The organism is Uruburuella suis (assembly GCF_004341385.1).
GTDB lineage: Bacteria > Pseudomonadota > Gammaproteobacteria > Burkholderiales > Neisseriaceae > Neisseria > Neisseria suis.
Map to the genome: position 1 here is coordinate 59,109 of NZ_SLXE01000015.1, position 10,253 is coordinate 69,361.

Annotated in this window: 6 protein-coding genes; all 6 read right to left on the reverse strand. The window is 55.6% G+C overall.

From position 1 onward, the window contains the following. Positions 1-109 precede the first annotated feature (109 nt). Positions 110-931: an undecaprenyl-diphosphate phosphatase gene (locus tag EV680_RS06850; protein ID WP_132954000.1), complete on the reverse strand. Its 822-nt coding sequence runs from the start codon at positions 929-931 to the stop codon at positions 110-112. Between the two features lie 173 nt (positions 932-1,104). Then, entirely contained in the window at positions 1,105-2,628 is a 1,524-nt protein-coding gene (locus EV680_RS06855; protein WP_132954001.1) for a helicase HerA-like domain-containing protein, read from the reverse strand. A gap of 325 nt (positions 2,629-2,953) precedes the next feature. Next, positions 2,954-3,340: an SMU1112c/YaeR family gloxylase I-like metalloprotein gene (gloA2, locus tag EV680_RS06860; RefSeq protein WP_132954002.1), complete on the reverse strand. Its 387-nt coding sequence runs from the start codon at positions 3,338-3,340 to the stop codon at positions 2,954-2,956. Between the two features lie 72 nt (positions 3,341-3,412). Continuing rightward, positions 3,413-5,068, reverse strand: coding sequence for an electron transfer flavoprotein-ubiquinone oxidoreductase (locus tag EV680_RS06865; RefSeq protein WP_132954003.1), 1,656 nt, complete (start codon positions 5,066-5,068; stop codon positions 3,413-3,415). 476 nt (positions 5,069-5,544) lie between these two features. Next, positions 5,545-6,030, reverse strand: coding sequence for a dihydrofolate reductase (locus tag EV680_RS06870; protein ID WP_132954004.1), 486 nt, complete (start codon positions 6,028-6,030; stop codon positions 5,545-5,547). A gap of 551 nt (positions 6,031-6,581) precedes the next feature. Further along, a partial coding sequence (locus EV680_RS06875) for an Ig-like domain-containing protein (protein WP_132954005.1) occupies positions 6,582-10,253 on the reverse strand: 3,672 nt, incomplete at its 5' end.

Below are 10,253 nucleotides of genomic sequence, written 5' to 3' on the forward strand. Positions count from 1 at the left end.
CAAAACCATAACCTCCAACATTACTTTTCATGTCAATGTCGTTTCTTTGCAAAGAGGCCGTCTGAAAGCTTTCAGACGGCCTCTTGATGATCTGTTCAGCGCTGCATCATCAATCCCATTTCACCCAGCCCATTGCCCAAGTGAGCAGAATCAGCCCGCCGAACACGATGCGGTAATAGGCAAAGGGCACATAATTTTTCGTGGCCACAAATTTCAGCAAGGCTTTTACCGCCAGCAGGCCCGATGCGAAAGCGGCCACAAAGCCCACAGCAATCAGGCCGATATCCTGCATACTGAAGAGCGAATAGTGTTTTGACACATCGTAAACGGTGGCGGCAATCATCACCGGCACGGCCAGGAAAAACGAAAATTCCGTGGCCACTTTGCGATCCAGCCCCCAGAGCATGCCGCCCATAATGGTGCTGCCCGAGCGCGAGGTGCCGGGCACCAGCGCCAGAATCTGCGCCAATCCCACCACCAGCGCATCGCGCACTTTCATGTCATCCACATCGGTCACTTTGGGCTTGCGCGTGCTTTGTCTGCGCTCCACCCACAAAATCACGAAGCCGCCCAGCACCAGCGCGGTGGCCACGCTGATGGGGTTGAAGAGCACAGTTTTAATCTGCTTGCTAAACAGCAGGCCCACAATGGCCGCCGGCACAAAAGCCACGGCCAAGTTGGTAACAAAGCGGTTTACCTTGGCATCGCGGCCGAAATTTTTCACCACATAGCCGAAACGCTGGCGGTATTCAAACACCACTGCCAGCACCGCGCCGAGCTGGATGGCGATTTCAAACACTTTGCCGTTGCTGTGAAAATCCAGCAGGCTGCCAAACACAATCAAATGGCCGGTGCTCGACACCGGCAGAAATTCGGTCAAACCTTCGACAATGCCCAAAATCAGGGCTTTAAACAACAACACAATATCCATTACATGCTTTCAAGCGGCCGGGTTGGTTTAACACAAAAGCGCGGGCAGCGGCCATTTACCCGGCTTGTCAGACTCTTGCCTATGATAAAAGTTTTTGCGGCAAAAAGGCTTAACAAAATATTAACGGCAAAAAATGTTTTCAGACGGCCTGTGCCGTCTGAAAACATTTGCGCTTATTTCAATATATTTTTAATCACGCCCATCACGCTGCGCGAAATCGCGCGCGTTACCTGCTGATTGATCTGGCTGCCCACCGAATCGGCCAAATCATAAGCAACGCCTTGGTTGGCTTTTTTGCGCCCGCCGAACAAGCCGCCCAAAAAGCCGCCCATCATGCCGTTTTGCTGCGGCGCCGCGGCAGCGGCTTTGTCGGCCTGAGCCTGCGCTTTGGCAACGTTTTGCGCTTCGGCCGTCTGCGCTTGCTGCGCATCAAGCTCGGTGAGCGCTTCGTAAGCGGAATAATTGTCGATCATATCTTTATAGTGGCGGTAGAGAATATCGTTTTGGAATGTGCTGTCGCGCTCGGCGGCGGCCAGCGGCGTGAGGCTGGATTGCGGCGGCAGCACAAAAGCGCGTTCCACCGGCGCGGGCATGCCCTTTTCATCGAGAAACGACACCAAAGCCTCACCCACGCCCAATTCGGCAATGGCTTCCACCACATTGATATTCGGATTGGTGCGGAAGGTTTCGGCGGCGGCCTTCACCGCTTTTTGGTCGCGCGGGGTAAAGGCGCGCAAAGCGTGCTGCACGCGGTTGCCGAGCTGGCCCAGAATGCTGTCGGGCAGATCGAGCGGATTTTGGGTAACGAAATACACGCCCACGCCTTTGGAGCGGATCAGGCGCACCACTTGCTCGATTTGCGCCACCAAAGCGGCAGGCGCGTTGTCGAACAATAGATGCGCTTCGTCGAAAAACATCACAAATTTGGGCTGCTCGGGGTCGCCCACTTCGGGCAGCGTTTGAAACAATTCGGCCAGCATCCACAGCAAAAACGCGCTATACATGCGCGGGCTGCGCATCAGCTTTTCGGCATTGAGAATATTGATCACGCCTTTGCCGCCCTCGGTCTGCATCCAGTCTTCCAGATTGAGCGCCGGCTCGCCGAAAAGGTTGGCCGCGCCTTCGTTTTCGAGCGTAAGCAGCTGGCGCTGCACCGCGCCCACGCTGGCGGCAGACACATTGCCGTATTGGCTGCGATATTCGGCGGCATGGTCGGCCACATGCTTGAGCAGGCCGCGCAAATCTTTTAAGTCAATCAAATGCCAGCCATTGTCGTCCGCCACGCGAAACACCAAATTAAGCAAGCCCTCTTGCGTGTCGTTTAAATTCATCAAGCGCGAGAGCAGCATCGGCCCCATCTCGGAAATCGTGACCCTGAGCGGAATGCCGGCCTCGCCGAACACATCCCAAAAGCGCACCGGAAAACTTTGCAGCCAAGCCGCGCCCAGCCCGAATTCGGCAATGCGCTCGCCCACTTTGCCGCTGTCGGCACCGGCATTGACGATGCCCGACAAATCGCCTTTCACATCAGCCAAAAACACCGGCACGCCCTGATTGCTGAACGCCTCGGCCATGCGGCGCAGGGTAACGGTTTTGCCGGTGCCGGTGGCGCCGGCAATCAGGCCGTGGCGGTTGGCCATTTTGCCTTGGATTTCAAGCGTGGCGGCGCCGGCACGGGCGATGGGAAAGGTAATCATGGTGGTATTCCTTATCAGGAAAAGTGTGGTGGACAAAGATGCGCTATTGTCTTACGAATCGGCAGGCGGTGCAAATGCGGCGGCAACAGGCCGTCTGAATGTTTTGGGAAAAGCGGCAAATCACCCACAGAGTTTTCAGACGGCCTTGCCGATGTGAAACCAAGATGGGTAGGTCGGATTCTCGAATCCGACACTTGTTCGCAGAACAAGCATATCCCGCGTGTTTGGCCTTGCGGCCAAATGTCGGATTCGAGAATCCGACCTACGGAACTGGCCTACCTTTTGTGTCACTTTATTATGCATTTCACTATACTTTCAGACGGCCTTATTCCTGATAAAACTCAATCGGCAGCTTATCGGGATCTTGAATAAAAAAGAAATCTTTGCCGGTGTATTCATCGGTGCGTATGGCTTCGCAATCCACGCCCAAGCCTTGCAATTGCGCGCGTTGGGCGGCCACATCGGCCACGGCAAAAGCCAGATGGCGCAAGCCGCAGGCTTCGGCGCTGACGGGCCGGCCGGGGCGCGGCGGCGGATTGGGGAAGGAAAACAATTCCAACGCATAATGGCTGCCGATGCCCAAATCGAGCTTCCAAGAATCGCGCTCGGCGCGGTAATGCTCGGCCAGCACGGTTAAGCCCAGCGTTTCGGTGTAGAAGCGTTTGGATACGGCATAATCGGAACAGATAAGCGCAATATGGTGTATTCTCATAAATTTTCTTGCTTCAGACAAAAGGCCGTCTGAAAGGCTTTCAGACGGCCTAAACAGGCTTTTAGGGTCTGCTCACATGGCGCCGTAATTGGGGCCGCTGCCGCCTTCGGGGCACACCCAGGTGATGTTTTGGGTGGGGTCTTTGATGTCACAGGTTTTGCAGTGCACGCAGTTTTGCGCATTAATCTGCAATTGCGGCCGGCCGCCCTCTTCCACGATTTCATACACCGCCGCCGGGCAATAGCGGGTTTCCGGCGCGGCATATTCGGCCAGGTTCACATCAAGCATGATTTGCGGATTGGCCAATTTCAGGTGATTGGGCTGCCCCTCTTCGTGGCTGAGGTTGGCGAGAAACACGCTGCTCAAGCGGTCAAACGTGAGCACATTATCGGGCTTGGGATAGGCTATCGGGTGGCAGGCGGCGGCTTTTCTCAAGCTGTTGTGGTCGCTGCCGTGGTGCGCAATCGTCCACGGCGCGCGGCCTTTGAGCACATATTGCTCCAGCGCGGTATAAGCCATCGCCGGCCACATGCCCCATTTAAAGGCGGGGCGCACATTGCGCACTTCGTTGAGCTCTTGATAAAGCCAGCTGCGCTCAAAACGCTCTTGGTAGCTGTCGGCTTCTTTGCCACTTTCCAGCGTTTGCGCATCGGTGATCAACACATCAAACACCGCTTCTGCCGCCAGCATGCCGGATTTGAGGGCGGTGTGTATGCCTTTGATACGCGGCACGTTTAGAAAGCCGGCGCTGTCGCCTGCCAGCACACCGCCTTTGAATGAGAGCTTGGGCAGGCTTTGCAGGCCGCCTTCGCTCAACGCGCGCGCACCATAGGCAATGCGGCGGCCGCCTTCAAAGGTTTTGCGGATTTCGGGGTGGGTTTTGAAGCGCTGGAATTCTTCAAACGGCGACATATACGGGTTTTGGTAATCCAGCCCCACCACAAAGCCCACGGCAACTTGGTTGTTATCAAGGTGATAGATAAACGAGCCGCCATAAGTTTGGCTGTCGAGCGGCCAGCCCACGCTGTGTATCACTAAGCCGGGCTGGCATTGCGGCTCAGGCACTTCCCAGATTTCTTTGATGCCGATGCCGTAGGTTTGCGGCTGACTGTCGCGATCGAGCGCGAATTGTTGGATGATTTGTTTGCTGAGCGAGCCGCGGCAGCCTTCGGAAAAAATGGTTTGCTGCGCCCACAATTCCATGCCGGGTTGGTAATTTTCGCTGGGCGTGCCATCGCTGTTTAAACCCATATCGCCGGTGGCAATGCCTTTCACCGAGCCGTCGGCATGGTAAAGCACTTCGGAAGCGGCAAAGCCGGGATAAATTTCCACGCCCAAGGCTTCGGCCTGCTCGGCCAGCCAGCGGGTGAGCGCGCCTAAGCTGATGATGTAGTTGCCGTGGTTTTCAAAGCTCGGCGGTGTGGGCAGCTTCACGGCTTTTTGCTCAGTGAGCAGCAGCATGCGGTCTTCGGCCACGCTGCGCGCAAGCGGCGCGCCCTGCGCCTGCCAGTCGGGCAAAAGCTCGCTCAGGGCTTTGGGATCGATTACGGCGCCCGATAAAATGTGTGCGCCCACTTCTGAGCCTTTTTCCACCACGCACACGCTGATGTCGCGGCCGCTTTTTTCGGCCAGTTGTTTTAATTTGATGGCGGCGGCGAGCCCCGCGGGGCCTGCACCGACGATAAGCACATCATATTGCATGCTCTCGCGCTGGATGGTTTCGGTCATGTGTCGGGTTCCTGTCGGTTTGTTATTTTAATGGTTTGTTGTTTTATATAGTGGAATGCATGAAAAACTGATACAAGCCGGCATAAGGCATGTGCTTCGGCCACGCACGCAGAAGCCCTTTAAAACGCGTGCGTGGCTGTGCCACACACCCTACACACGTTTGAGACTTATGCTTTTTTGTGGCCGTTTTTCTTTGATTTCACTATGGCTTTCAGACGGCCTGAATGATTCATCAACAATATGCAGTGAAATGTAAGAAAAAGTGACACGAAACTGTATTCTATAACGGCGTAGGTTAGATTCATAAACCCAACGTTTCAGACGGCTTGTGGATTTGTTGGGTTTGCAACCCAACCAACCTTTTGTGTCACTTTATTATGCATTCCACCATATATATACAATATATACGGCAATCTGTTGGCTTAAGGCCGCCTGAAACGTTTCAGACGGCCTCAAGTCAAATAAGCATGACTATATCAGCGGCGCAGATAATGCACAAACGCATAAGCCGTGCCTTTGCTGCTCATGCATGCTTCGCGCCCAACCTCTTGCCAATCGGCCTCATCCACCTTGGGAAAAAAAGCATCGCCTGCCACTTGCAGCCCCACTTCGGTAACACGCAGATCGGTGGCCAGCGGCATGGCTTGGGCATAAATCTGCGCCCCGCCCATAATAATGATTTCCGGTGCATCAGCACACATTTGCAAAGCCGCTTCCAGGCTTTCTGCCTGTTCGGCGCCGGCTGTTGCATAATCAGCTTGGCGGGTGACCACGATATTGCGCCGCCCGGGCAAGGGCTTTTTCGGCAGCGATTCCCACGTTTTGCGCCCCATCACCACCGGCTTTTCCAGCGTGTATTGCTTGAAAAAGGCGAAATCTTCGGGCAAATGCCAGGGCATAGTGTTGTCGATGCCGATGCAGCCATTGTCGGCGCAGGCGGCAATCAGGGTGATTTTTTGCATAACAAGCTCTCGCTGGGGTTTCAGACGGCATCTTATACTAAATACAACGGCAAACCAACTTCACCCTGCCCTGCTATTGTGAAATCAAGCATAGGCAAAGGTTGGGTTGATGAACCCAACGCTTCAGACGGCCTGTGGATTTGTTGGGTTTTCAACCCAGCCTATAGTGGATTAAATTTGAATCAAGGCAAGGCGGCGAGCCGCAGACAGTACACACGTACGGCAAGGCGAGCCAACGCAGTATTGATTCAAATTTAATCCACTATACCTGCCTTGATTTCATATACCGGCCAGACCACCGATACCCATCCCCAAAAGTAAGCTTACAAGGCGAGGCCGTCTGAAAAAAAATGTTTCAGACGGCCTCTGTGTGCTATGCATACGATAACGCTTTATTTTGACAAAGCTAATCGTATTTACGCTTGCTGCCTTGATTTCACTATATCGACAAGGCCGTCTGAAACCTATTCAAAACAACCCGACTGCATTGGCAGCGCCCGCCCGCAAAAAAACCCCGCTCAAGCGAGCGGGGCTTTGGATGCAGCGAGTGTTTAGCCGATAAACTCAACGTGTTTTTCGAGAATGCTGTTCAGGGTTTCGCCTGCAGCCATGCCGTTAAACGTGATGCTGTTGTTGTAGGTTTGGCCGGCTTTGTCTACACCGGTGAAGCTCAGGGTGTGGGTGTTGTCGTTCCACACCGCGCCTTGCAGCTGGTTGGCGTTGACCAAATCGGCAAACACCACTTTATCGGTGCCCGCTTCAAAGTCGGTAATCACATCTTTACCGCTGTTGCTGTTGGCGAGGAACACAAACTGATCTGCACCTGCGCCGCCGGTAAGGGTGTCGTTGCCGGCACCGCCGAACAAGATGTCGTTACCGGCACCGCCGTTGAGCGTGTCGTTGCCGCCATCGCTGCGCCCATCGAGCAGGCTCACCCAGTTTTCACGCACATAATCCACCATCTGCTGGCTGCCGGCTTCGCTGCCGTGGTTCTCCGACCACTTGATGTATTCGCCCAGCGCATCTGCACCCATGCCGTCATGGCTGCCGGCGGTGTAGCGGATGCCGGTGTCTGCATTGGTCCAGCTCAGATGGTCGGTGTTGATGCTGTCGCCAAACAGAATGTCATCACCATTGCCGCCATACACATAGTCGTCGGAAACCGGGTTGGGGCTGGTGGTGGTGCTGCCGCTTTGCAAGGCTGCATCAAGCTCGTTGGGGTGGTCGATAATCGCCACTTCGCCGGTTGAGCCGCTGTAGGTCACACGCCAGCTATTGCGGCCATCGGTGTGTGTTACCGTGGTGGAGCCGCTGCCGAGGCTGCCGTTGCCATCGATGGTGTTGTCGAAATAGCGCAACACGTTTTCCTGAATGCCAGCTTCAAAACCGATGGCATGCACATCCGACATCCCGGCCACTTTTTTGTAGCTGTTTAAAGCGGCGGTAACGGAGGGCTGGGTTACATAAGCTCCGGAAGTGTTGTAGCTGTTGCCATACGAGGTCGGTTGGCCATCTGTGAGGAAGTAAGTCACATTCTTATAACCGTTGCTGCCCACCGCATCAAACCATCCTGATGCCGATTTAAAGGCCAAATCATAGTTGGTTGAGCCTTCCGAACGCATTTTCAGGGTGCGCATCACGTTGATTTCTGCCAACAAGCGATCCACATTGCTTTCGTTCAAATCGGTAATCTTGATTTGTTTGTTTACGGTTTGGTCAAACAAGGTCAAGAATACGTTGGTGTGCCCATCGTGTTCGGCCAAATCATGCGCCAGTTTCAGCAGGGATTGACGTGCCATTTCCATATAGGTCACGCCGGTGGTGCTTTGGTAATTCAGCATGCTGTTGGAAACGTCCATCAAAATGGCAATATTGTAATCCTGGCCTTTGGTGATGATGGTGTTCACACCACCACGGTCGCCAATCAACACATCATTGCCGCCTGCGCCATAAATGGTGTCACTATTGTTGCCGCCGATAATGATTTTATCGTCTGACACGCCATTGATGGTGACTTTGAGTGTGGCGCTGCTGCGGTCGCCATCGGCATCGGTTATGGTGTAGCTGAAGGTTTCGGTGAGGCTTTGGCCATCGTTCAAGGCTTTCACCGCCGGGTTGGCCGAGTCAAGCGCGTAAGTGTAGCTGCCGTCTGCATGCACGGTGAGCACGCCATAAGCACCTTGCGGCTGAGCCACAGACACTTCCAGCGGCACATCGGCACCGGTGCTGTCGTTGGCCAGCAGATTGCCGCTTACCAAGGCCTCGCCCTCGGTGATGCTTTGGGTGTCGTTTACCGCAACCGGAGCGGTGTCGGTGATGGTCACATCCAAGCTGTCCATCGCCGTGTTGCCCGCTTTATCGCGCACCACCACCACAAAGCTGTCGCGCACCGAATTATCGCCGGCGCTGTGGTTTTGCGCTTTATCCGCCTCAGTGTAGGTGTACGACACCACGCCGGTGGCGGCGTTATAGCCGGTAATTTTCAACGTGCCTTTGTCGGTGGCAATTACCACAGGGTTGGCCGAAGTGGCGGCAGTCACATCTTTACCCGCCACAGTGATGCCGGCCACGCTGTTGTTGTCGCTCACTTTGATGATGCCGCTCACGCTCGCACCGGTGGCCTCTTGCACAGACAAATTGCCGTCATCAATAACCACAGTCGGGTTGGTGGTGTCGATGCTGCCCGGATCGGTGGCCGTGGCTTCATTGCCGGCCGGATCTTTCACGGTAGCCTTGGCAACATAATTGCCTTCTGCCAGTGCCGCCGGCACATCGGCACGGTAAGTGCCGCCTGCCTGCACCACGGCAGTGAAGGTTTGCACCTTATTGCCGCTATCGGTAACCACAATCGTCACCACAGAGCCGGCCGGTGCATCGGTGGTGCCGGTGATGGTGGGCGTGTTGTCGTTGCTGTTGTCCGGCGCATCCACAGTGATCTTCGGTGCGGTCAAATCCGTAGCCTTCGTGATGTCCACGTCGGTGGCGGTGTTGCCGGCTTTGTCGCTCACGGTGGCGCTGAAGCTGTAGGCTTTGCCGTCTGCAATCCAACCTGAATTGGCCGGTACGTTGGCAGACCAAGTGCCGTTGTTGACGGTGGCGCTGTAGCTCGCCACTTCTTTGCCACCATCCAGCACTTTGATCAGCACGGTTTGGCCGTTTTCTGCATCGGTGCTGCCCGATACTTTGAAGCCGTTGGCTTTGTCCGCTGCGTTGATAACGGCATAGCCGTCTGCATCGGTCGCGCCTTGGTTTTCTCCGGCGATGTGGTTAATGTCGATGGCCACTTTGGTGTCGACGCTGTACGGGCGGGTGGCGGTGATGGTGCCGGTGTTGCCGGCCGCATCGGTGGTGGTGATGCTGCCGTCCACCACTTTGTCGCCATCGGCGGCCAAGTCGCTGCCTTTCACCTGTACGGTGAAGTTGCCGTCGGCGGCCACTTTGGTGGTGTAGCGGGTGCCGTTCACCACGATGGTTACCACGTCGCCTGCGTTGAATTCGCCGCTCACTTTGCCGCTTACGGGTACTTCTGCTGCGCCGGCTTCGGCACCGTTGACTACGTCGTCACCGGCCACGCTGGTGATCACGAGTTTGGTGGTGCTCTCGTTCGGCGGGGTGATGTCGGTGGCGCGGGTAACATCCACGTCGGTGGCGGTGTTGCCGGCTTTGTCGCTCACGGTGGCGCTGAAGCTGTAGGCTTTGCCGTCTGTAATCCAGCCGGAATTGGCCGGTACGGTGGCAGACCAAGTGCCGTTGTTGACGGTGGCGCTGTAGCTCGCCACTTCTTTGCCACCATCCAGCACTTTGATCACCACGGTTTGGCCGTTTTCTGCATCGGTGCTGCCCGATACTTTGAAGCCGTTGGCTTTGTCCGCTGCGTTGATAACGGCATAGCCGTCTGCATCGGTTGCGCCTTGGTTTTCTCCGGCGATGTGGTTGATGTCGATTACAGGTGCGGTGGTGTCGATCACAGCCGAATCGGTGCCCTCGGGGCCGGTGTTGCCGGCCGCATCGGTTACAGTCGCAACTACTTCGATCTCTTTGCCATCCGCCGGTGCCGGGAAGCTCACCGCTACTTTGCCCTCGGCTATCTGCTCGGGCGTCAGTTTGATGCGGTGCTCGTGGCCGGCATTGTCGGTAACGGTCAGGATGTCGCCCGCAACGGCATCGGCCGGCAGACCCACTGCTACGTCGATGTCGCCATCGAGCTCTTGGTGGTTGATGTA

Excerpts from the sequence above, each read along its gene's own strand:
- EV680_RS06855 (WP_132954001.1), bottom strand. The coding sequence starts at position 2,628 with ATGATTACCTTTCCCATCGCCCGTGCCGGCGCCGCCACGCTTGAAATC.
- EV680_RS06870 (WP_132954004.1), bottom strand. The coding sequence starts at position 6,030 with ATGCAAAAAATCACCCTGATTGCCGCCTGCGCCGACAATGGCTGCATC.
- gloA2 (WP_132954002.1), bottom strand. The coding sequence starts at position 3,340 with ATGAGAATACACCATATTGCGCTTATCTGTTCCGATTATGCCGTATCC.
- EV680_RS06865 (WP_132954003.1), bottom strand. The coding sequence starts at position 5,068 with ATGACCGAAACCATCCAGCGCGAGAGCATGCAATATGATGTGCTTATC.
- EV680_RS06850 (WP_132954000.1), bottom strand. The coding sequence starts at position 931 with ATGGATATTGTGTTGTTGTTTAAAGCCCTGATTTTGGGCATTGTCGAA.